At 59.1% G+C, this 21760-nt stretch carries 18 protein-coding genes; 6 read left to right on the plus strand and 12 right to left on the minus strand.

What is annotated here, in order from left to right; genetic code table 11:
• Position 1: 1 nt before the first annotated feature.
• The 6 genes from NN662_RS00625 to NN662_RS00650 form a co-directional block, all read right to left on the minus strand.
• On the minus strand, positions 2 to 892 hold the full coding sequence (locus NN662_RS00625; RefSeq protein WP_261928382.1) for a hypothetical protein: 891 nt from the start codon (positions 890 to 892) through the stop codon (positions 2 to 4).
• A 123-nt stretch (positions 893 to 1015) separates the two neighbouring features.
• Positions 1016 to 1771 (minus strand): hypothetical protein, encoded by a 756-nt coding sequence (locus tag NN662_RS00630; RefSeq protein ID WP_261928383.1) that lies wholly within the window; start codon positions 1769 to 1771, stop codon positions 1016 to 1018.
• Positions 1764 to 2009, minus strand: coding sequence for a helix-turn-helix transcriptional regulator (locus NN662_RS00635; protein WP_261928384.1), 246 nt, complete (start codon positions 2007 to 2009; stop codon positions 1764 to 1766). Before NN662_RS00635 ends, NN662_RS00630 begins: the two co-directional genes overlap by 8 nt.
• 314 nt (positions 2010 to 2323) lie before the next feature.
• Positions 2324 to 3289, minus strand: a complete 966-nt coding sequence (locus NN662_RS00640) for a hypothetical protein (protein WP_261928385.1) — start codon at positions 3287 to 3289, stop codon at positions 2324 to 2326.
• A 37-nt stretch (positions 3290 to 3326) separates the two neighbouring features.
• Positions 3327 to 4502: a tyrosine-type recombinase/integrase gene (locus NN662_RS00645; protein WP_261928386.1), complete on the minus strand. Its 1176-nt coding sequence runs from the start codon at positions 4500 to 4502 to the stop codon at positions 3327 to 3329.
• A gap of 457 nt (positions 4503 to 4959) precedes the next feature.
• A complete protein-coding gene (locus NN662_RS00650) occupies positions 4960 to 6186 on the minus strand; it encodes a PAN domain-containing protein (protein ID WP_261928387.1) in 1227 nt (408 codons plus the stop codon).
• A gap of 295 nt (positions 6187 to 6481) precedes the next feature.
• Between NN662_RS00650 and NN662_RS00655 the strand changes: the two genes are divergently transcribed.
• On the plus strand, positions 6482 to 6844 hold the full coding sequence (locus NN662_RS00655; protein ID WP_261931827.1) for a hypothetical protein: 363 nt from the start codon (positions 6482 to 6484) through the stop codon (positions 6842 to 6844).
• A gap of 32 nt (positions 6845 to 6876) precedes the next feature.
• Here the strand turns inward: NN662_RS00655 and NN662_RS00660 are convergent, their stop codons facing one another.
• On the minus strand, positions 6877 to 7839 hold the full coding sequence (locus tag NN662_RS00660) for a diguanylate cyclase domain-containing protein (RefSeq protein WP_261928388.1): 963 nt from the start codon (positions 7837 to 7839) through the stop codon (positions 6877 to 6879).
• Between the two features lie 136 nt (positions 7840 to 7975).
• Positions 7976 to 8905: a LysR substrate-binding domain-containing protein gene (locus NN662_RS00665; RefSeq protein ID WP_261928389.1), complete on the minus strand. Its 930-nt coding sequence runs from the start codon at positions 8903 to 8905 to the stop codon at positions 7976 to 7978.
• Positions 8906 to 8995: 90 nt separating this feature from the next.
• On the opposite strand from NN662_RS00665, the gene NN662_RS00670 reads away from it, so the two are divergent.
• A complete protein-coding gene (locus NN662_RS00670) occupies positions 8996 to 10543 on the plus strand; it encodes a trimethylamine methyltransferase family protein (RefSeq protein ID WP_261928390.1) in 1548 nt (515 codons plus the stop codon).
• 21 nt (positions 10544 to 10564) lie between these two features.
• On the opposite strand, the gene NN662_RS00675 is transcribed toward NN662_RS00670, so the two are convergent.
• Complete coding sequence (locus NN662_RS00675) at positions 10565 to 11083, minus strand: hypothetical protein (protein ID WP_261928391.1); 519 nt, start codon at positions 11081 to 11083, stop codon at positions 10565 to 10567.
• Positions 11084 to 11248: 165 nt separating this feature from the next.
• Here NN662_RS00675 and NN662_RS00680 point away from each other — a divergent pair, with 165 nt between their 5' ends.
• The 3 genes from NN662_RS00680 to NN662_RS00690 all read left to right on the plus strand — a co-directional run bounded on the left by NN662_RS00680 (position 11249) and on the right by NN662_RS00690 (position 16470).
• Positions 11249 to 12871: an ABC-F family ATP-binding cassette domain-containing protein gene (locus NN662_RS00680; RefSeq protein ID WP_261928392.1), complete on the plus strand. Its 1623-nt coding sequence runs from the start codon at positions 11249 to 11251 to the stop codon at positions 12869 to 12871.
• A gap of 224 nt (positions 12872 to 13095) precedes the next feature.
• Complete coding sequence (locus NN662_RS00685; protein WP_261928393.1) at positions 13096 to 14745, plus strand: FMN-binding glutamate synthase family protein; 1650 nt, start codon at positions 13096 to 13098, stop codon at positions 14743 to 14745.
• Positions 14746 to 14754: 9 nt separating this feature from the next.
• Positions 14755 to 16470 (plus strand): thiamine pyrophosphate-dependent enzyme, encoded by a 1716-nt coding sequence (locus NN662_RS00690; RefSeq protein WP_261928394.1) that lies wholly within the window; start codon positions 14755 to 14757, stop codon positions 16468 to 16470.
• Positions 16471 to 16560: 90 nt separating this feature from the next.
• Here NN662_RS00690 and NN662_RS00695 read toward each other — a convergent pair whose 3' ends face one another.
• The 3 genes from NN662_RS00695 to NN662_RS00705 form a co-directional block, all read right to left on the minus strand.
• Positions 16561 to 17472: an ABC transporter permease gene (locus NN662_RS00695; protein WP_261928395.1), complete on the minus strand. Its 912-nt coding sequence runs from the start codon at positions 17470 to 17472 to the stop codon at positions 16561 to 16563.
• A complete protein-coding gene (locus NN662_RS00700) occupies positions 17465 to 18475 on the minus strand; it encodes an ABC transporter permease (RefSeq protein ID WP_261928396.1) in 1011 nt (336 codons plus the stop codon). The genes NN662_RS00695 and NN662_RS00700 overlap by 8 nt, the downstream gene beginning before the upstream one ends.
• 78 nt (positions 18476 to 18553) lie before the next feature.
• Positions 18554 to 20260 carry a peptide ABC transporter substrate-binding protein gene (locus tag NN662_RS00705; protein WP_261928397.1) on the minus strand — a complete coding sequence of 569 codons (1707 nt, stop codon included), beginning with the start codon at positions 20258 to 20260 and terminating at the stop codon, positions 18554 to 18556.
• A 309-nt stretch (positions 20261 to 20569) separates the two neighbouring features.
• Between NN662_RS00705 and NN662_RS00710 the strand changes: the two genes are divergently transcribed.
• Positions 20570 to 21733: a M20 aminoacylase family protein gene (locus NN662_RS00710; protein ID WP_261928398.1), complete on the plus strand. Its 1164-nt coding sequence runs from the start codon at positions 20570 to 20572 to the stop codon at positions 21731 to 21733.
• The last annotated feature ends 27 nt before the right edge of the window (positions 21734 to 21760 follow it).

A 21760-nucleotide genomic window follows, 5' to 3' on the forward strand; every position in this document is an offset into this window, starting at 1 on the left:
TCTATCCCAAAATTGCGCGTTCAAGTTCCATATCGCGACTGCGCTCCTGTTGCCGCAGACTCCATCTTGCCGATCGAATTGCCCGCTTCTTAATCCGCTTTCCCTCGCCGTTGGCAACGCAAAGTGACTTGATCGTCTGCGGTTCCAGCGCCGTCAGCGCTTTCGCCAATCCGCTCATTCGGATCGCACGTTTCCGTTGCCGCCATTTCCCGGTGACGGTCGTGAGTATTTCGCCGGTGGACATATCCACCGTCTCCTCTTTGAAGGGATAGAGATTGTGCTCGCTAACCGGACTCTTACACATATAGGCAACATATCCGGTGACTTTCTTTCTGGTGATGTAGCGAAAATGAAAGACGATGGTTCCGGGTATAAATGCCATGTGTTTCTGATTAGTCTGTTCCTGCAATTTGGTGATTTCCGCCAAATCTATGCCCCAGACCAACAAGTGAACATGCCATGACATCCATGGCCTGTTCCCACCCGGTACGCACGAAGCTTTTGGATAATAAGCCGGCTCGATCATTCCGACATAATTCGTTTCCGCGAGCGTCGAACTGATCCACGTCATCATCGATTTAACATCGACGTTGGCAGCTTCCGTTGCCGCCATCGAATGCTCCGCATTCGCCAGCGTCACGAAAAACAAGTTCTCTATTTGCGAGTCCTTCAGTGTGGATTTCAAATGACTGTTTAGGTCCGTCGCAAAATCGATTCTGGATATGAAGTTTGCGGCATTAAGGTTCTTTGCCGATCGCAACTCCAACTGGGTTGCGAGTTGCGGACTGACACTGTGTCTACCGAGGTTTGAAAGTCTGTAATTGCGAAACTGCACATCTATTTCATGCTGACGCTTATGCAATTCCGATATCGAACGAATAGGCTTTCTCATGTTGCCTCCTAGGCAACAGGCAAAGCTTCGCCGTTCAAGCGGGTACCCTGCCTGTTGCATATGGTTCAAATGTTATGATGGTCGTGGTTCAGGGGTGGGTTGGTGTACTACAAGGGTAACCCATCACCCTTTGCCCTTGCCTCCAGATGGCGGCTTAGGCGTCGTGCCTTTGCCCCCGGAGGTGGGCTTTTGCTTTTTTAATTTCGGTATGGTCAGGCTGTCTCCAACCTTGTCTCTGAATGCGAGAATTTGCGCAGTGCAAACATTGCCTTTTCGCGGTCTTAGGCGCATCCGTACGAGAACTCTGCCTCCACTCACCAATGCGGGGCAGGAGTTGAGTTGTTGAGATAGTTCTCCAGGTTCGAAATGAATCGCCAATTTCTGGCGATTTCGCTCCGCTCGTCTCTTCGCTGATGCGCGCTTCTTCTCCTCTTGTTGCTCGCGAATTTTGTCGGCAACTGCTTTCGGCAACGTCTCGGTTTCCCAAAATGGCTTCAGCAGCCGATTGAACATACCCGCGCGTCTTGCCGAGGACATGCTTCCAGCGCCGACCGCGAATTTGGTGACAAAAGAAATCAGATTCTTTCGCGGACTTTTCTGGAACTTCGGCCTTGGGCTTTCATTCTGCCAATCTGAATGTTCACAGAACGCTTGCCACTGATCGTCATCCGCATTCAGCAGATATGCGATCTTGTAGATTTTGGGTCCGTAAATCCGCTTCACCTCATCTGAAATGGTGTTGATCGGTGCCAAGCTGGTGCGAATTTCCAGTAGTTTTTCGATGGCACTCTGCGCATCGTTTTCATTCTTCGCCGCTGGTCCCGATTTCGAATTTCGAGAACGGGAGGGGGATGCCTTGGAATTTTGATACTTAGACATTTCCATTACCTCCACGCTGGAACCGCTCAAAGTATGCGCGAATATCCTCGACACGATATGCGACAATGCGTGCTCCCAAGCTCACTGGCGCAGGAGCTTCTCCGGAACGGACGCGCGAGTACCATGTTGAGCGGCTCATCGGCAGAAACTTCCCTTTTCCTAGGAAGTCGTTCAACCGCACATATCCTTCCTCAGGAAGCTTGACGGTGTGTTGGTTCGGCATTTTCAGTGAAGTCATTTCTGTTCTCCAAACACTTTGGGTTCGGGCCCAATTGCCGCGAACACTCTCAAAGTATTGAAGTTTTCAGCGCTCCAAAATCCGCAATCTGAATCTGCCCTCCCCGCAATCGGAGTCTGCCCCCACCCTTACCGCTTGCCGGATTTCTGATGTCGGGAAGAATGCTAATATTTGAATCTACAGAAATGTTTGCAGAGATGTCTCTACACGTCAGATAAATGAGAAGTGCGGACCCGCGACCCGCAGCATCAGACTGATGCATCGAAACGACAAATATGTTTCTCTTTCGCCGGATAAATACTGACTTCAGAGGTCTATTTCGCGTCGGTCGGAGGGGTAGGTTGCCCTTTCCGCCGAATGTAGTCGATTTGCTTGTCCGACAGTGCTGGTAGGGTAAAGACCATTTTCTTTCCTCGCGGCAAATTCTCGAGACCGAGGTCGCTCAACTGCGAATCCTCAGCGCCAGAAAATAGGTCTGATGCTACGTATCTTGCCTTTGCAATCCACTCGTCAAAGAGAGGCTTACTCATGTGAAACGGAAACGTCCCACTACAGATCGAGGAGAATAGGGTTCCATCTCCCCTCTTGATGCTTCCAGAGGCATAAATGAGTGGAAGGGTCGCTTTCCTGCTTACCCATGCGGGTTCTATCGCTCGCTCGGATAGTGGTCGAAACCCTTTTTCGGCTTCGAATGATGTATGATCGTCATCATTTAGGCTTTTAATTATCTTGTTGGAGCCGGCCAACGATTTCCGTCGGACCTGTTTTGCCTCACAGTCTTCCGTCAGAAAATGATGAATCTTGCAAATTTCGAATATGTGCAACAGCGTTCTTTTGGAATCGATAACTTTCTTTTGTATTTTTTGCCCAGAATCTATGGATCTAAATCTTACCGCCCCACCTAATGGGTAATATATTTCAGAGAAAAATTCTTTGCTCAAATATATATGTCTGGCATAAAAATCTGTCAGTAAATTTCTTGTGTTGGTTTCTTCAGTTGCTTTTCTTTCGGCGTCTATGATCATTTTTAGCATCGCGGATGCCATAATTTTCTTTCTCAGCGCATGATCGGCCGGAAAGAAAACCCACGCAATGAAGCCTGCTCTCAACACTTCCTTGTGTCCCGGATATGAGCTTCGCGGATCACCGAGAATCTTGATCGCGGATAGGCCGTCGAACTGCTTTATGAAAGACTTCCTGAATTGCATTTCGACAAACGGTAATTCAAATTTCCTTTCAGAAATTTCTTTAACTGCACTCTTATTTTTCTTGCCTGCCATAATTTGACCTCTGATTATTGTCCATTGAAGCCTGTTATTATTGACATGCGTGCTTAGTCCAGCCAGCCATCAACTCTCGCCGCTTCTCCAGAAGATCGCCACGACGATATGCTGCCTCCACCTTGTTTTCAATTGTATGCGCAAGAGCCATTTCAACCACCTCGCGTGGGAAACTAGTAGTTTCTGCTGCCCAATCGCGGAACGATGATCGGAAACCGTGCGGCGTGAAGTTCACCTCCATCCGGCGCAGCATGGCTATGAACACCATGTTCGACATGGGCTTCTCGTTTGAACGCCCGGGAAACAGGTATTCACTGCCGGTCGAGAGAGCTATTGCCTCTTTGACAATCTCGATAGCACGATCGCTGAGTGGAATGCGGTGAATGCGCTTTGCCTTCATCCGTTGGGCTGGAATCGTCCATATCTTCGCCGTCAGATCAACCTCGGCGCGTTGGGCCAGCAGGATTTCACTCGTGCGGGTGGCGGTCAGAATCAATAGTTCGAAAGCTAGCTTGGAAATCCGATTGGCATCATTGTCGCGTAGCCGCTTCACAAAGGCCGGCACGTCGCCGAATGGCATTGCGGCATGATGTTTATCCCGGTCGACCTGCTTGGGGAGGCCGCGGCTGACGCCATCTACCGGGTTGTCACCCTCCCGATAGCCAGACGCCTTCGCCCAATCGAAGACGCTCGCCATGCGTTGCCGAATCCGGCGGGCGGTCTCTGGCTTGTTCAGCCAGATCGGAGATAGAACGCGCAACACATCCGGTGTTTCGATCTTGTCGATCCTCAGCTCGCCAATCACCGGAAATGCATACTGCGTCAGCGTATTTATCCACTGTTGCACGTGCTTTGGGTTGGTCCATGCCGCTTTGTGTTCTTTGTGAACCGTTTCGGCTGCGATTTTGAAGGTGGGATAGATTTTGCGCGCTTCCCGCTTTGCAGCCAGCGGGTCGCCGCCGGCCCGCGCGGCCTTTCGAAATTCCAGAGCTTTCTCCCGCGCTTCCGCAAGACTGACGAGATCGGCGCCGCCGAGACCCATGTCGGTCCTCTTGCCCTGGATAACGATCCGCAGAAGCCATCGCTTGGCTCCTGACGGGTCCACGACCAAATACAGGCCGTTTCCGTCGCCGTACTTTCCGGGCTTCGTGACCTGCCTCACTTTAAGTGCGGAAAGTGCCTTTTCCGGATGCTTGCCTTTTGCTTTTGCCATTACCCAACCCACGTACCCCACATTTCGCCACACAATTTATCGTGCATTTTATGGGGTCTCAATGAACAACGTTGTGCAATGCAATTTTTTTATGTAATTGATACATAACACCATATTGCACTTCATAGCTCTATTCTGCGCTGTAATTGGGCGGCCCCCCTCTCCGCCATGCATTGCGAATAGCATTACTTCTCGTCGCGAATTTCATGACAGGAAATCCGAAAGTTCCGGTACTTACGCCGAACCTTCGTCTCGATGGCCACATTCCCGGTACTGCTGGATCTAAATAACCTCAAAATGCCGCAGTGCATTTTCGGCAGCTATTCGTTTGTCGGTCGGACAGGGGTGCTTTCGAGCCTGCGCATTGATTCTATTTGCTGCCACGTGTTGGCTTTACGTTCTCTGATTTGACGTGGGCAATCCAAGCAGGCTTTGGCTGTGAAGCCGTCTGTCGCGTTCAATTTAGATCGATAACCGTGGCCGGCGAAAAGCTCCGAGGCGTTTTCACGCCACTGACCATACCCTGCCGTGAGCGCGGATTGCCGACTGATCCCTTGAGCCAGCACTCGCTCTTCGCGCGCACATATGTGAACGCGATGCAGCTATTGTTGTCGATGCATGCAAGTCTGCATTGGAGGGGCGTTGTAGCCTGTTGGAAGGGACGACTGGAAAGGTCGCCGCCTGGCAAGTCGACATCGTCAAAGAGAGCGTCCTGGGGGTCAATGGTACCCAAGGTAAAAGTTTCGGGATCAGGATCGGATCCGCTTAGAAGCATGCCGGAAAAGGCAACTTTATTGCCATCGACCCTGCCGTAGCCTGATTTGAGGAAGCAGTTTGGGCCGCGTTTGATGGCTGGGTTTATATTGAACGTGAAGGCTTTGCACTGGCCTCTCAGTGCCCCGCACTGTCCGGCACATTCAGCAGCGTCTGCAACCCTCACCGAACGGATGTCGTCGCCGAAAAGGTCGAGCCCAGTGTAGATCGCAAGGCGATCTGGTCGGTCTGATGTTTGGGTCGGAGGAAGGGAAGCTTCCGATGTCGATGAGTGAGCTCGGGGGGCATCCATTACCAGGCCGCTGGCCGATTTAGCTGGATCCTGCTGCACGACGCCGTCATTTGCTGCGCCTGTTTTGTTTAGTCGATAGCGGACGATCTCTTCGGGGGTGAAAATGTGCATATCGTCTGGTGGCGTCTTGAACATGACGCTCATCACTTCAGGTGGCGTATCGAAGCGGCCAAGGACGTCGATGATATCAGAAATGGTAAGTTGGGCGCCGACGAGATCTGATGATTGCGACGAGATCTGGTGGACGCCGAGCTCTCCTTCGACTTCCCGCGATACGCCGGCAAGGAAGATGTATGCGCAGGCCGAATAGCAGCCGCTTCCCTTGGGAATGTAGGTCGTCAGCTCCCGTTGATGGATATCATCCGCAATCAGAAGCCCCATCTGCACATTTCCGCCTGGACTATTGAGTGCGACCACCTTGGCGTTTGGAGCAGCATCAAGCACGCGTCTGAAGTTTAGCGCGGAGCTAACGTCTATCTCGCCATTGAGAATAATCAGATCGGGATAGTCGTCGCTTATGATGAAGGGTCCGAAGGTTTTCTCAGCGGTCGACGCACTGCCAGCTGCAACGAGAAACAGAAGCGCGACGGCGAGCACAGCTTGAAATCTAGTACGCATGAAAAAACCCTTACCCAAGCCCATCAAACTATATTGTCTGAGGATGAGCAAGTTTCATGCGCAACCTGCCGGGGGCGTTGATGGGTCGGGAGGAGTATTCGTGCAAACAGAAGGGTACGCCAAGCTTCCTGAAATCATGAGCAGCGGGCAACTTCCGGAGCATCGAACGACGCTTTCCTGCCCCGCACCTCTGCCCTCGAATTCCGACCTTATCCGCATTGCCTCCTGCAACATTCCCGTTACAATCGTCCTGTCAGACGACGGTTAGCTTTGGGAGGAGTGATACGTGAGACGGATGTGGCCAGATGAATACGCCTTTCTGCTGGACGGTGCGGAAGAGGTTGAGCTTCATATTCCCGCGGTCGTCCATGAGAATGGTTCGCCGGGAAAGGCGATCAGCCGCAAGGCCCTGAAGGCCCGCATCAGCCAGCAGGACTTCGAAAAGATCTGGCCGCTGGCCGAGGCGCGCTATCGGCTTGGAGGACGGCTTGCCGGAAAGGCGATCACGCTGATTGCCAACAATCCGCATTACAGCAACTGGCACCCTGCCGACGGCGGCAGCGTCGAGAGCGTCTCCGACAGCGGGAAGCACTACACGACCTCCTATGTGGTCGTGCATTTTCTCCTGGATGATGTTCGGGAGACGGCGGACGCCTGACATCGGCAGGCTGGTCTGTCGCGATGGCTGGTTCAGCCTCGGTGATGGTGCTGGCCGGCCTCGAACAGCCTGAACGAATTCTTGCCTTCGCTCTTGGCCCTATAGAGCGCCCGGTCGGCGCGAGAGAACACGTCCTTCGGTTCGATATCGCCATTGACAGGGGCGCCGCCCACCGAGCTTGAGATACTCAGGCCGGCGATGCCCAGTTGCCATTGCATGTCCTTGACGATGCGGTTGCCGAGTTGTTCGAGGCAATCTGCGGATCGGCAGGGATGCAGCACGGCGAACTCGTCGCCGCCGAGCCGGCTGATCACGATTGCGTCCGGCAGGGCGACAGTCAGCCGATGGCCGGCCTCCTTCAGGCACGCGTCTCCGGCCTGGTGGCCGAGGCTGTCGTTGACCGCCTTGAAACCGTCGAGGTCGATCAGCAGCAGGGCATGCGGGACTGCGGCTGACGCAGCATAGACGTCTTCGAACACGGCCTCGAATTTCGCGCGCGAGGCGAGACCGGTGACGGTGTCGACTTCCGCCAGATGGCGGATGTGATCCATCATGGTCTTTTCGGCGGTGATGTCCTGCTTCATCCCGAAGAGTCGGACCGGTCTGCCATCGACCCGTTCGACGATCGCGGTGATCCTGATCCAGCGGCGATTGCCGGTCGCGGTGATGATCTCGGCATCGAGCGTGAAATCGTTGCCGGCGGCGATCGTGGCGCTGCGGATTTCCGAGAGCTTCCGGCGGGAATCGTCCGTGTAGAGCGCGACGATATCGTCGCGGCTCAGCGCGCATTGCGGCTCAAGATCGAACAGTTCGTAGACGGTATCGGTCCAGGTGAGAACTTCATCCGGGAGGCTGCATTCCCAGATGCCGATGCGGGCTGCCTTGAAGGACTTGTCGAACAGTTCCTGCAGATGGTTGAAGCGGTCCGAGGTGGTCGCGTTGGCAGTCTGCGTGTCCGGACGCATCCTGTGCAGTCGAGCCGATGTTCGCCCCATATTCGACACCTATTTCCTCCATCCCTCATCACGCTTATCAGGTGAAGCCTAAGTGGAAAGTGTTGCTGTTGGGTTTCTGCTCGCTGCCCAAGCAAGAAAAATCTAATAAGCCAAGAATCTCAAGGCGAGGCGCCTGTCAGGCCTGGCGCTGACCTTCACCGCGCTCTCCATCGGCGATCAGCCAGTCGCGGACGGCGCGGGCGCGCGGGTTGAGTTCGCGTGTGCGCGGCCAGACGACGTAAAAGGCCGCCCCGGTGTGGACCACATGCGAGGTCACCGGCTGCAACAGGCCTGCGGCGATCTGCGGTTCGATGAGGTGGCGCCAGCCGAGCGCCACGCCTTGGCCAGCAAGGACCGCCTGGATGACGAGCACATAATCGTTGATCACCAGCTTGCGGGCCTGGCGGGGCAGGGTGAAGCCGCCGGCGGCAAACCATTGCGGCCAGTCGAGCGCGGTGCGCACCGGTTCGTCCAGCCAGATCAGCCGCTGGCGGGCAAGCGTTTCCAGGCTGTCGTCGATGTCGTTTCTCTCAATGAAGGCGGGGCTTGCCACCGCAGTGATGACTTCGGACGCGATCGGGGCGGCGTGATATTGCGGCCAGTCCTCGGGCCGTCCGCCACGCACGGCGAGCGGCACGGGTTCGTTGACGAGGTCAAGGTCGCGCACGCTCGTCTGGATGCGCAGGTCGATGTTCGGGAGGTCTTCGCGGAACCGCTCCAGACGCGGCAGCATCCACATCGAGGCGAACGCGCTGGAGGCGGCGATCGTCACGCTCGCATCCCGGCTTTTCTGGCGGATGTCCTCGACCGTTCTCTGGATGCGGCCCATGCCGGTGGAAACGTCGATGAACAGGCGCTCGCCGGGGTCGGTCAGTTCCACGGCACGGTGGACGCGCAGAAAGAGCTGGACGCCGAGGTCGTCCTCCAGTGCCCGCACGGCCTGCGACACGGCGGCCTGGCTGACGCCGAGCTCCTTTGCGGCGCGACTGAAATTCAGGTGTCGGGCGGCAGCCTCGAAAAGGATCAGCCGGGAGGCGGAGGGCAGGAGACCACGAAGATTTTCCATAATCCTTTCTTATAGGAAGGAAAAGAAATTTCCAAGATTACAGGTGGTATTTGCCGCGGTACCTTAATTCAGATTTATGGGAGATCGCCAATGGACGCTGCAGACATCACCATCGAAAGACGGCCCAGATCGGCGGGGCGCGGTGTGCGGCGGGACAATTCCGCCAAGATCAAGGGCGTCCCTTACATCGTCCGCAACATCCCGACTTACGACATCCTCGGCGAGGAGAGCCTTCTTCGCATCGAGGCGACGGCCGATCGCATCCTCAGCGAAGTCGGCATCGAATTTCGCGACGATCCGGCAACCCTCGATCTCTGGCGTCGGGCCGGTGCGAAGGTCGACGGCGTTCTCGTCCGCTTCGAACCGGGCATGCTGAAGGAAATCCTTGCCAGCGCGCCGAGCGAATTCACACAGCATGCCCGCAATCCGGAGAAATCGGTCAGGATCGGCGGCAAAAATGTCGTTTTCTCGCCGGCTTATGGTTCGCCCTTCGTCATGGATCTCGACAAGGGACGGCGATACGGCACGATCGGGGATTTCCGCAACTTCATCAAGCTGGCGCAGTCTAGCCCGTGGCTGCACCATTCCGGGGGCACGATCTGCGAGCCGGTCGATCTGCCGGTCAACAAGCGCCATCTCGACATGGTCTACAGTCACATGCGCTATTCGGACCGTCCCTTCATGGGCTCGATCACGGCGGAGGATCGGGCGGAAGATTCGATCGAGATGGCCCGCATTCTGTTCGGCGCCGATTTCGTCGACGGCCACTGCGTGATCCTCGGCAATGTGAACGTCAACTCCCCGCTCGTCTGGGACGGAACCATGACGAAGTCGCTCAGGGCTTACGCACGCGCAAACCAGGCGGCGGTCATCGTTCCCTTCATCCTCGGCGGCGCGATGGGGCCGGTCACCAATGCCGGTGCGATCGCCCAATCCTATGCCGAGACCATGGCCGGCTGCGCGCTCACGCAGCTCGAGCGCAAGGGCGCGCCGGTGATCTTCGGCAATTTCCTGTCGTCAATGTCGCTTCGGTCCGGATCGCCGACCTTCGGAACCCCAGAGCCGGCGATCGGGTCGATGGTGATCGGCCAGCTCTGCCGGCGGCTTGGCCTGCCGATGCGTTGCGCCGGCAACTTTTCCAATTCGAAACTGCCGGATGCACAGGCGATGCAGGAAGGCGTGATGTCGATGCTCTCGGCGGTCCATTGCGGCGCCAACTTCATCCTGCATTCGGCCGGCTTCCTCGATGGGCTTCTCTCCATGTCTTATGAGAAGTTCGTCATGGACGCCGATTTCTGCGGCGCGCTGCACTCCTATCTCGCCGGCGTCGTGGTCGATGACAATACGCTGGCCGTGGACGCCTTCACGGAAGTCGGGCCGGGAAGTCATTTCCTCGGCTCCGCCCATACGATGCGGAATTACCAGACCGCGTTCTGGGATTCCGGCCTTTCGGACAACGAGCCGTTCGAAAAATGGAGCCAGGAAGGCGGATCGACGGACATGGCGACGCGCGCCAACCGGCAATGGAAGAAGACGCTTGCCGAATACGAGGCGCCGCCGCTGGACGTCGCCGTCGACGAGGCGCTCCTCGATTTCGTCACCCGCAAGAAGGCGGCGCTGCCGGATGCGTGGTACTGACCGGCGTGCCTTGGACGCCCGCTAGGGTTTGTCGTTCTCGGCAATCCATGTTTCCAGCGCGGCAATGACGGCAAGCCGCAGGCTCGAGCCGTTTATCAGCGCCCGGCCGAGCGAGGCGTCGCGCTTGTCGAAGCCCATTTCCGCCATGATGTCGGCAGGCTTCATCTTTCGGCGGATCATGATGTTCTCGACCCGCGCCGCCGCATGCGGCAGCAGGTAGCGGCCGGCGGCGATGGTGGAGGCGCGGGGACCGACGAAGCTCGGCGAGGAGGGAACGGCCGCCTTTACCTGTGACTGTGGCTGGGGCAGTGCTGTGCCTCCGAGCCATGCCAGGAAGGCGTCCTGTTCGCCGCGGCTGGCCTTCGTCCAGGCCGCCTTCAGGTCGTCCAGGCGGTCGCGGCGCTCCTTGATGCCCGCGGCGATGGCGGCTTCGGTGACGCTCGCATATTTCCCGGCGCGCAGATCAGCGTGGATCTCCGGGAATTCCTTCTTGAGCCGCTTCTTGTAGTCGGCGCGGCCGCGTTTCGGCTTCGGGGACATCCGCTCTCCTGATGCTTGCGGTCTTCTCATAGCGGCGTCGGCGTCCAACCGCCACCGCTAACTCCGGGCTTCAAGGCCGGCACCGTTATGATCGGCGCTCGGCAGGTGACTTTGCCGGCGGGCCGTGCCATAGGGAGCGCGATTTTCCTCAAGGCCTCCGGTTCCATGATCCGCATCGAAAACATCAGCAAGTCCAACAGCCATCGCATTCTCTACATCGAAGCGTCGGCCGCCCTGAACCGTGGCGAGAAGATCGGCCTGGTCGGACCGAACGGTGCCGGCAAGACGACGTTGTTTCGCATGATTACCGGCGAGGAGCTGCCGGACGAGGGACAGGTCTCTGCCGAAAAGGGTATCACCATCGGTTACTTCAACCAGGATGTCGGTGAGATGGCCGGTCGTTCGGCGGTTGCCGAGGTCATGGAGGGAGCGGGGCCGGTCAGCGAAGTCGCGGCCGAGCTGCGCGATCTCGAGGCGGCGATGTCCGATCCCGACCGCATGGATGAGATGGACACCATCATCGAACGCTACGGCGAGGTGCAGGCGCGCTACGAGGAACTCGACGGCTATGCGCTGGAAGGCCGCGCCCGGGAGGTGCTGGCGGGCCTGAGCTTCAGCCAGGAGATGATGGACGGCGATGTCGGCAAGCTCTCCGGCGGCTGGAAGATGCGGGTGGCGCTGGCCCGCATCCTGCTGATGCGCCCCGATGTGATGCTGCTCGACGAACCGTCGAACCATCTCGACATCGAAAGCCTGATTTGGCTGGAGGCGTTCCTGAAGAATTATGACGGCGCGCTGATGATGACCTCGCATGACCGCGAGTTTATGAACCGCATCGTCACCAAGATCATCGAGATCGATGCCGGATCGCTGACCAGCTATTCCGGCGATTACGAATTCTACGAAGGCCAGCGGGCGCAGAACGAAAAGCAGCAGCAGGCGCAGTTTGAGCGCCAGCAGGCGATGCTCGCCAAGGAGATCAAGTTCATCGAGCGCTTCAAGGCGCGTGCCTCGCATGCCGCCCAGGTGCAGAGCCGGGTCAAGAAGCTGGAAAAGATCGACCGCGTCGAGCCGCCGCGCCGGCGCCAGACCGTCGCCTTCGATTTCCTGCCTGCGCCGCGCTCGGGTGAGGACGTCGTCAGCCTCAAGGGCGTTCACAAGGCCTATGGCAGCCGGACGATCTATGACGGACTCGACTTCATGGTCCGCCGCCGCGAGCGCTGGTGCATCATGGGCGTCAACGGCGCCGGCAAGTCGACGCTCTTGAAGCTCGTCACCGGCACGACCGAGCCGGACAAGGGCAATGTGACGATCGGCGCCAGCGTCAAGCTCGGCTATTTCGCCCAGCATTCGATGGACTTGCTCGACGGCGACCTGACCATCCTGCAATGGCTGGAGGAACGCTTCCCGAAGGCCGGACAGGCACCGCTTCGGGCGCTTTCCGGCTGCTTCGGCTTTTCCGGCGATGATGTCGAAAAGCGCTGCCGGGTGCTGTCGGGCGGCGAGAAGGCTCGCCTCGTCATGGCGGCCATGCTGTTCGATCCGCCGAACTTCCTCGTGCTCGACGAACCGACGAACCACCTCGACCTCGACACCAAGGAAATGCTGATCAAGGCGCTGTCGTCCTTCGAGGGAACCATGCTGTTCGTCTCGCACGATCGTCACTTCCTTGCCGCTCTCTCCAACCGCGTGCTGGAACTGACGCCGGAGGGCATCCATCAATATGGTGGCGGCTACACCGAGTATGTGGAGCGTACCGGCCAGGAAGCGCCGGGGCTGCATTCCTGAGCGCCACGGCCGGCATCGAGCCGGTCAGGCGGGGTTTCTGTAGCGGAATTTCGGCCCTGACCGGAACAATCGGCTGCGGGTGGCTTTGGCTTTCGAGACGCACAGCCTTGCGACCCTTTGTCGTTCCCCGACAAGGGCCTAAATGCCGCCCGCCCGCTGGACTTGGGTGATCGGAGTCCCAAGTGTTCTTCCTAACGGTCGCAACCGAAGGAGGACACACCCATATGGTAGGGTTCATACGCCGCACCATCATTCCCATCACCGCCTTCATCATCTCCATCCTCTGTCTTTTCCTGATGGCGCGGAATGTCTGGTGGTTCCTGCTTCTTGTCCCTGCTGTCGGGCTCGTGGTTCTCGGGCTCTACGATTTCTTCCAGACACGCTGGACCATTACCCGCAATTATCCCGTCGCCGGCCGTCTGCGCTGGTTCTTCTATGATCTGCGCCCCTTCCTCCGCGCCTACATCGTCGAGGACGACCTCCACGGTACGCCGTTTTCCTTCGAGGCCCGCAATCTCGTCCATGCCCGCGCCCGCGGCGTGACCGATACCCATCCCTTCGGCACCGAGCGCGATACCGATGCCAGCACCTATCACTGGCTCTCGCATTCCATCGCGCCAGCGGAAAATCCGGAGCGCTCGCCACGCGTCCGTGTCGGCAACGACCAGACGGGCAAGCCCTATGACGCATCGATATTCAACATTTCGGCCATGAGCTTCGGGGCTTTGTCGGCCAATGCCGTCGAGGCGTTGAACATGGCGGCTAAGAAGGGCAACTTCTATCACGACACCGGCGAGGGTGGCGTCAGCGACTACCATCTGAAACATGGCGGTGATCTCGTATGGGAACTGGGTTCCGCCTATTTCGGCGCGCGCGACAAGGACGGGCATTTCGATCCGGACAAATTTCGCGACGGCGCGCAGCGCGACAATGTGAAGATGACGGAGATCAAGCTCAGCCAGGGTGCGAAGCCCGGCCATGGGGGCCTGTTGCCGGCGGCCAAGGTGACCGAGGAGATCGCCCGCATCCGCCAGATTCCGGTCCATCAGGATGCGCTGTCGCCGCGCGGCCATACGGCCTTTTCCACGCCGATCGAGATGCTGGAATTTGCCGCCCGCATGCGCGAGTTGTCCGGCGGCAAGCCGGTGGGCCTGAAACTTTGCATCGGCCAACCGCACGAGGTCTTCGCCATCGTCAAGGCGATCCTGAAGACTGGCATCACGCCGGAATTCATCGTCGTCGACGGTGCGGAGGGCGGAACCGGTGCAGCCCCGCTGGAGCTCTCCGACTGGGTCGGCATGCCGCTGAAGGAAGGGCTCATCCTGATGCGCAATGCGCTGGTCGGCGCCGGCCTCCAGCCGAAGATCAAGCTTGCCGCATCCGGCAAGGTCTATTCCGGCATGGGGCTCGCCTACAACATGGCGATCGGGGCCGACTGGTGCAATGCGGCCCGCGCGTTCATGTTTTCCGTCGGCTGCATCCAGGCTCAGCGCTGCCATCTCGGCACCTGTCCGACCGGCGTGACGACACAGGATCCGTCGCGGATGCGGGCGCTTGTGCCGGAGGTGCAGGCAGAGCGGGCAGCGCGCTTTCACGCCAAGACGCTCGATTCGCTTGCCGACATGATCGCCGCCGCAGGTCTCGAACATCCGCGCGAATTGTCACCGCATCACGTCATGCATCGCATGGGTCCGGAGAAGGCCGAGACCATGGACATGATCTATCCCTTCCTGCCTGAAGGCGTGCTGCTCGATGCCCCGGAAGACACTGTCTATGCCGACTGGTGGCAGGCCGCGACGCCCGAAAGTTTCAAACCGCGGACCGATCTGGAAAGCGTTCGCGCCAAGAAAGGCAGCCAGCAGGCCGCCGTATAGGAGTCTCCCATGTCAAAAACCGTATCCGAGGTCATCGTCGAAACGCTTATGAAGGCAGGGGCCGAGCGCTGCTACGGGATTGTCGGCGACACGATCAACCACTTCGTCGATGCCATTCATTCGTCCGATCTTCGATGGGTGCATGTGCGCCATGAGGAGACCGGAGCGCTGGCCGCCGGCGGCGAGGCCTATATGACTGGTGAACTCGCCGTCTGCGCCGGGACGACCGGTCCGGGCAGCCTGCATTTCGTCAACGGCATCTTCGAAAGCCATCGCAACGGTGCGCCGGTTGTCCTGATCGCCTCCAATATCGACAGGCAGGAGGTCGGCTTCGGCTTTCCCCAGGAAGTCGACCAGCAGAAGATCTACGAGCAGGCCTCCGTCTTCTGCAAGTCGATCTCGCATCCGGACCAGGCGCGGCGGATCACGGCCATGGCGGCGCAGGCGGCGCTGACGAAAAAGGGTGTGGCGGTCATCATCGTCAATGGTGACATGTTCAAGGAGAAGGTGGCGGACGAGACGCCCTGGGCCGTCAACCGTCCGAGACCGATGATCCGGCCGAGCGATGACGAACTCGGCGCGCTTGCGCGGCTGATTGCCGAACACGAGAAGGTGACGATCTATGCGGGTATCGGCGCCCGGCACGCCCATGACCAGGTGGTGGCCCTGGCCGAAAGGATCGGTGCCCCCGTCGTCCACACGACGCGATCGAAAGAGTTCATCGAGCCGAACAATCCGCACAATGTCGGGATGACCGGTATCCTCGGCAACCGCGCCGGCATGGACGCGATCGGCAGTTGCGACCTGCTTCTCTGCCTGGGGACGGACTTTGCCTATTCTCAGTTCTATCCGCAGAAGGCGAAGATCGCGCAGGTCGACATTTCGACGGACAATATCGGCAAGCGCACGCCGGTCGATCTCGGTCTGGTCGGCGATGTCGGTGCGACGATCGACGCCTTGCTGCCGATGATCGAACAGCGCCCGGGCGGCCAGCATCTCGATGCGGCTCTCGAGCAATGGAAGGAGGACCTGAACGCCTATGCGGCATCGGCGGAGGAAAAGGACGACAGCCTCATCCATCCGCAATTCGTAACGCAGACGCTCGATGAGCTTGCAGACGATGACGCGGCCTTCACCGCTGATGGCGGCGGCCCGATGTTGTGGAGCCTGAGGCACTTGACTGCCAATGGGAGGCGCCGGTTCCTCACCAGCCTTCTGCACGGCACGATGGCGAATGCCTATCCGCAGGCGATGGGCATCGCGGCGGCCTATCCGGGACGGCAGGTGGTGGCGCTTTGCGGCGACGGCGGGATGACGATGCTGATGGGTGACCTGCTGACGCTGGTGCAGGAGAAACTTCCCGTCAAGCTACTGGTCTACAACAACGGATCGCTCGGCTTCGTGGAGATGGAGCAGCGGGTGGAAGGCATGCTAGACGCCTTTACGGAGCTCATGAACCCGGACTTCTCGCGGCTGGCGGAGGTTTGCGGCTTCTGGGGCCATCGGGTGGACCGCGCCTCCGATCTCAAGCCGGCGATGGAGCGGTTCCTCGCCCATGACGGTCCGGCGCTCCTCGATGTGAAAGTCAGCCGCATGGAACTCATCATGCCGCCCAAGGTGGAGTTCGGACAGGTGGCCTCGACCGCGCTCTTCGGCGCCAAGGCGGTTCTCAACGGGCGCACCGACGAGGTGATATCGCTGCTGAGGGATAATTTTCTGCGGTAACGAGGCGGCCGATCGTCAGGTTCCCCATAATGGCGAAAGGGCGGCATCCTTGCGGGATGTCGCCCATTTCCAATGGAGAGCCTGCCGCGATCAGTGCCGGGCGGATCGGGGATCCAGGGCGTCGCGCAGCGCATCGCCGACATAGTTGATGCTGAGCACTGTCAGGGAGATCGCCAGCCCCGGCCAGAAGACGCGGGCGGGGGTGATCTGCAGGAAGGGCGAGCCGTCGAACAGAAGCCGGCCCCAGGTCGGATAATCGGACGGGAAGCCGAGGCCCAAGAAGCTCAGCGCCGATTCCGTGATGATTGCCGAGGCGATGCCGAGCGTCGCCGACACCATGATGGAGCTCATCACGTTCGGCAGCAGATGGCGCAGGATGATATTGTATTCCCGCGTGCCGCCGCTTTTCGCAGCCAGGATGAACTCCTGGTTTTTGACCGCCAGCACATCGCCACGCACAATTCTGGCCGTGTGCATCCAGCTCGTGATCCCGATCACGAAGACGATCAGGATGAAGATGCCGGTCGTCGGGCCGAAGGCCGAGCGCAGCGTGTCGCGAAACAGCATGATGATGACGAGCAGCAGCGGCAGCAGCGGCAGGGCCAGGAACAGGTCGGTCAGGCGCATCAGCGGCCCGTCCAGCCATTTGATGTAGCCTGAGAGTACGCCGACAAGCGTGCCGATGACGATGGCGAGAAGCATGGCGGTGATGCCGACCGCGAGCGAAACCTTCCCGCCGGCCATCACCTGCGCCAGCATGTCGTGGCCGAGATTGTCGGTGCCGAAGGGATGCAGGAGCGAGGGGCTCTGGTTCTTGGCGCGGATGTCGAGCTTGTTGGGATCGACGGTATGGACCAGCGGCCCGAGATAGACGACCACCAGGATGAACAGGAAGGTGAACAGGCCGACCGCTCCGCCCTTGTGGCGGCGAAAGCGGTGCCAGAGGTCGCCGAGCGCGCTGCGGCGCCTTTCCGGCAGGGCTGGCTGGGCGATGTCAGTCATAGCGGATCCTCGGGTCAAGAATGCCGTAGAGCACGTCCGCGATCAGGTTGAAGAGCACGATCAGGACGGCGAAGATGAAGGTGAGCGTCTGCACCAGCGGCAGGTCGGCGCCCTGGATCGCGGTGATCAGCAACTGGCCGAGACCGTTCACGCGGAAGATCTGCTCGGTAATGATGGCGCCGGAGAAGATCGTCGGGACGCCGAGCGCGATGACGGTCACGACCGGGATCAGGCTGTTGCGCAGCACGTGCACCAGAAGCACCGTCTTTTCCTTCACGCCCTTGGCGCGCGCCGTGCGGACATAGTCCTGATGCAGGTTTTCCAGCATCGAGGCGCGCACGAAGCGGCTGATCTGCGACGTATTGTAGAGGGTGAGCACGGTGACCGGCAGCACCATCTGCTTGACCTGCGCGACGAATGAGGACCAGTCGTTCACCGAAAGCGTGGTGTCGTAGACGGACGGGAACCATTGCAGCGTCGAGCTGAAGATGACGATGAAAAGGACGCCGGTGAAGAAGGTCGGTACCGAATAGCCGACCATCGACACGAAGGTGCCGATCTGGTCGAAGATCGAATACTGCTTGTAGGCGGAGATGACACCGATCGGGATCGCCAGCATGACGCCGAAGACATAGGAGAGGCCGACCACCCAGAGGGTCTGCGGCATGCGCTGCACGATCAGGTCGACGACGGGGCTTCTGGTCGCCCAGGACAGGATCCTCAGCCGATGCGGATCGCCGATCACGATGCCCGTCGTCTGCTGCAGGATGTTGAGCGGCTCGTTGACGAAGAACTGGTGCAGCCACTTCAGGTATCGGATGAGGAAGGGCTGATCGAGGCCAAGCGCGTTCCTGATCTGCTCGCGAACTTCCGGTGGAATGGTCAGAGGCAGGTTGCTCAGGGGATCGGCAGGGGCCAGATCGAGCAGCGCGAAAATGATGAAACTTATGACGAGCAGCGTCGGTATTGCGAAGAACAATCGACGCAGCGTGTAATTAAACATGGGAATTTGCTCCGGTCCGCATTACCGCTTGAGGCAAAGGCCGGACCCGGGCGATGTGCCCGGATCCGGCAAAGCGGATTACTTCTTGCGGGACCAGTCGGCCACGTTCCAAAGCTCGGAATCCCAGCCGTTCATGCGCACGCCTTCGAGCGTGTTGCTGACGGCGGAGACCTGACCACGGTGGATCAGCGGGATCTGCGCAAATTCGTTCGTCAGCATGTCGTTGAGCTTCTTGGCAATCGTCGCGCGCTCTTCGAGCTTTGCGGTCTTGCCGAGTTCCTTGACCAGCTTGTCATATTCCGGATTGCAGTAGCGAACGATGTTTTCGCCCTGCCAGCCATTGGCCGGACCCGGGATCTTGTCGCACATCCAGCTGGCCATGTACTTTTCCGGATCGGTTCCGTCGAAGTTGTTGGTGTACATCTGCACGTCGGCATAGAACTTCTGGAAGGTGTCCGGAGATGCCGGATCGCCGCCGAAGAAGACGTTGGCGGAGATGTTGCGCAGTTCCGTTTCAACGCCGATCTGGCTCCACCAATCCTTGATCAGGGCCTGGCTGCCCTGGCGGACGGAGTTGGTCGAGGTCTGGAAGAGGTAGGAGAGGCGAACGCCGTCCTTGGCGCGAATGCCGTCCGGGCCGGGCTTCCAGCCGGCATCGTCGAGAAGTTTCTTTGCGCCCTCGATGTCCTGCTTCAGGCACCAGTCGACATCGGTCGAAGCATAGATGTCCGGGGCAGGCAGGATGTTGCAGGTCGGCTTGCCGGCAGCGCCGTAGCCGGCTTCAACCAGCACTTCGCGGTCGATGGCGAGCGAAAGCGCCCGGTCGACAGCCGGATCGGCGAGAGACGGATGCGGGCCGGCTTCCTTGGTCGAGCGCTTGTCGCCGAGCGCCGGATCCGGATTGTAGTGGTTGATGTCGATACGCTCGACCTGGGTGCCGAAGGCGGTGACGAGGTGGCCCTTGCCGGCCTGCATCATCTGGTCGAGGATTTCCGGCTCGACCTGCATGTTCCAGGCGTAATCGAATTCGCCGGTTTCCAGAACGGAACGGGCAGCCGAGGCCGCATCGCCGCCGCCCTTCAGCGTGGCGGTTGCGAAGGCAGGCTTTTCAGCGTCGCGATAGTTCGGATTGGCTTCGAAGGTCACGACGTCGTTCGGCTTGAAGTCCTTGACGACAAACGGGCCGGTGCCGACCGGATGGAAGTTGGCGTCCGTGCATTCCGGTGCCTTGATGCCCATGCAGTCCTTGAATTGTGCTGCCTGGATAACGGGCGACTGGGCGCCGACGAAGGCGCTGTAGGGGTATGGCTTGGCTTCCGAGAAGGTGATCTTGACCGTCTTCGGATCGACGGCTTCGACGTTGCTCACGCCTTCGAAGTAAGCACCCTGTGCGCAGCCGCCATCGGGCGCCGTGCAGTATTTCCAGGTGAAGACGGCATCGTCAGCGGTGACCGGGGAGCCGTCGGACCATTTCAGGTCGGGCTTCAGTTTCCAGGTCATGCTCTTGAGGTCGGCGGCCACTCCACCGTTCTCGACGGTCGGAATTTCGGCTGCGAGCATCGGGACGAGATTGCCCTTCTCGTCATAGCGGGCCAGCGGTTCGATGACCATGGACGCCGCGTAGACTTCTTTCGTTCCTCCCGAAAGATACGGATTCATGGTGGATACGGCCTGCCAGAAAATGATCTTCAGGTCGCCGTCCGTGCCGCGTGCCGCGTGGGCGACGCCGCCAAGAACGGACACCGCCAGAGCTGTACCGGCCATGAGAGCCTTCAGTTTCTTCATAACATTATTCCCCTTGTGTTTTTGTCATGAAAGCAGCCAGGTCATGATGATTTTCAGACCTGGAATTTCTTGGCGCGCCCTATTTTAGTCATTGGTAGTTATGGGTTTTTCCCAACGGGCGGCAGAAATCTGTATGTGAGTCTCCTCAAACGTTTCGCGGGGTTGTGCCACCAGCCCCGCTAAAATCGCTGGCATCTAAGCATGCTCCTATTTTCCATTCAAGAAAGAAAATTGCACCTTGCAAAACCCGTTTTCGGCTGTGCAATATCCCGCTCAACTAAGAATTTTGATAACGAACGGGAACAGCAAATGCCTTTGATCAATCGCGCCACGGACATGCTGGAAGAGGTTTCCGGCTGGCGTCGTCACATCCATCAGAATCCGGAACTGCTGTACGACGTGGTCAAGACGTCGGCCTTCGTCGCCGGCAAGCTCAAGGAGTTCGGCTGCGACGTGGTGGAGACCGGCATCGGCCGCACCGGCGTCGTCGGCCTGATCAAGGGCCGTCACGGAGAGGGGCCGACCGTCGGCCTGCGCGCCGACATGGATGCGTTGCCGATCAGCGAGACCAGCGGTGTGCCATGGGCGTCGAACACGCCCGGCAAGATGCACGCCTGCGGGCATGACGGGCATACGGCAATGCTGCTGGGCGCCGCCCAGTATCTGGCCGAGACGCGCAATTACAAGGGTTCCGTCGCGGTCATCTTCCAGCCTGCCGAAGAAGGTGGGGGCGGTGGTCTCGCCATGGTCCGGGACGGCATGATGGAGAAATTCGCGATCAGCGAAGTCTACGGCATGCACAACATGCCCGGCCTGCCGGTTGGCCATTTCACCACCCGCAAGGGGTCGATCATGGCGGCGGCCGACCAGTTCGACATCACCGTCATCGGCAGGGGCGGCCATGCCTCGACGCCGCACAAGACGATCGATCCGATTGTCATTGCCGCGCATGTGATCATCGCCCTTCAGTCGCTGGTGTCACGCCAGACGGATCCGCTGGAATCGCTGGTGATTTCCGTCACCATGATGCGCGGCGGAGACGCCTACAACGTCATTCCGAACGAGGTGAAGCTGTCGGGTACCGTCCGCACGCTGTCTCCGGAGGTTCGCGATCTCGCGGCGACGCGGATCGAGGAAGTGGCGAGCGCGACGGCCGCCATCTACGGCGGTAGCGCCAAGGTAAATTATGTCCGCGGCTATCCCGTCACCGTCAACCATGACCGCGAAACCGATTTCGTCGTTTCGGTCGCCCGCAACGTTGCCGGGACCGCTGCGGTGGAGGGCGAGGTAGCACCGCTGATGGGTGCCGAGGACTTCTCCTACATGCTGGAAAGCCGGCCCGGCGCCTTCGTTTTCATCGGCAATGGCGATACGCCGATCCTTCATCATTCGTCCTATGATTTCAACGACGAAGCGATCCCCTACGGCATCAGCTACTGGGTGACGCTCGCCGAAACGGCTCTTGCTGCCTGACGCTCAATCAAGAGGCCGAAAAGGCCG

Origin of the sequence: Rhizobium sp. NRK18 (assembly GCF_024385575.1) — a bacterium.
Lineage (GTDB): Bacteria > Pseudomonadota > Alphaproteobacteria > Rhizobiales > Rhizobiaceae > JANFMV01.

What these genes read in the sequence shown, in the direction of transcription:
- NN662_RS00625 (WP_261928382.1), bottom strand. Translation starts at nt 892, where the DNA reads ATGAGAAAGCCTATTCGTTCGATATCGGAATTGCATAAGCGTCAGCAT.
- NN662_RS00630 (WP_261928383.1), bottom strand. Translation starts at nt 1,771, where the DNA reads ATGTCTAAGTATCAAAATTCCAAGGCATCCCCCTCCCGTTCTCGAAAT.
- NN662_RS00635 (WP_261928384.1), bottom strand. Translation starts at nt 2,009, where the DNA reads ATGACTTCACTGAAAATGCCGAACCAACACACCGTCAAGCTTCCTGAG.
- NN662_RS00640 (WP_261928385.1), bottom strand. Translation starts at nt 3,289, where the DNA reads ATGGCAGGCAAGAAAAATAAGAGTGCAGTTAAAGAAATTTCTGAAAGG.
- NN662_RS00645 (WP_261928386.1), bottom strand. Translation starts at nt 4,502, where the DNA reads ATGGCAAAAGCAAAAGGCAAGCATCCGGAAAAGGCACTTTCCGCACTT.
- NN662_RS00650 (WP_261928387.1), bottom strand. Translation starts at nt 6,186, where the DNA reads ATGCGTACTAGATTTCAAGCTGTGCTCGCCGTCGCGCTTCTGTTTCTC.
- NN662_RS00655 (WP_261931827.1), top strand. Translation starts at nt 6,482, where the DNA reads ATGTGGCCAGATGAATACGCCTTTCTGCTGGACGGTGCGGAAGAGGTT.
- NN662_RS00660 (WP_261928388.1), bottom strand. Translation starts at nt 7,839, where the DNA reads ATGGGGCGAACATCGGCTCGACTGCACAGGATGCGTCCGGACACGCAG.
- NN662_RS00665 (WP_261928389.1), bottom strand. Translation starts at nt 8,905, where the DNA reads ATGGAAAATCTTCGTGGTCTCCTGCCCTCCGCCTCCCGGCTGATCCTT.
- NN662_RS00670 (WP_261928390.1), top strand. Translation starts at nt 8,996, where the DNA reads ATGGACGCTGCAGACATCACCATCGAAAGACGGCCCAGATCGGCGGGG.
- NN662_RS00675 (WP_261928391.1), bottom strand. Translation starts at nt 11,083, where the DNA reads ATGTCCCCGAAGCCGAAACGCGGCCGCGCCGACTACAAGAAGCGGCTC.
- NN662_RS00680 (WP_261928392.1), top strand. Translation starts at nt 11,249, where the DNA reads ATGATCCGCATCGAAAACATCAGCAAGTCCAACAGCCATCGCATTCTC.
- NN662_RS00685 (WP_261928393.1), top strand. Translation starts at nt 13,096, where the DNA reads ATGGTAGGGTTCATACGCCGCACCATCATTCCCATCACCGCCTTCATC.
- NN662_RS00690 (WP_261928394.1), top strand. Translation starts at nt 14,755, where the DNA reads ATGTCAAAAACCGTATCCGAGGTCATCGTCGAAACGCTTATGAAGGCA.
- NN662_RS00695 (WP_261928395.1), bottom strand. Translation starts at nt 17,472, where the DNA reads ATGACTGACATCGCCCAGCCAGCCCTGCCGGAAAGGCGCCGCAGCGCG.
- NN662_RS00700 (WP_261928396.1), bottom strand. Translation starts at nt 18,475, where the DNA reads ATGTTTAATTACACGCTGCGTCGATTGTTCTTCGCAATACCGACGCTG.
- NN662_RS00705 (WP_261928397.1), bottom strand. Translation starts at nt 20,260, where the DNA reads ATGAAGAAACTGAAGGCTCTCATGGCCGGTACAGCTCTGGCGGTGTCC.
- NN662_RS00710 (WP_261928398.1), top strand. Translation starts at nt 20,570, where the DNA reads ATGCCTTTGATCAATCGCGCCACGGACATGCTGGAAGAGGTTTCCGGC.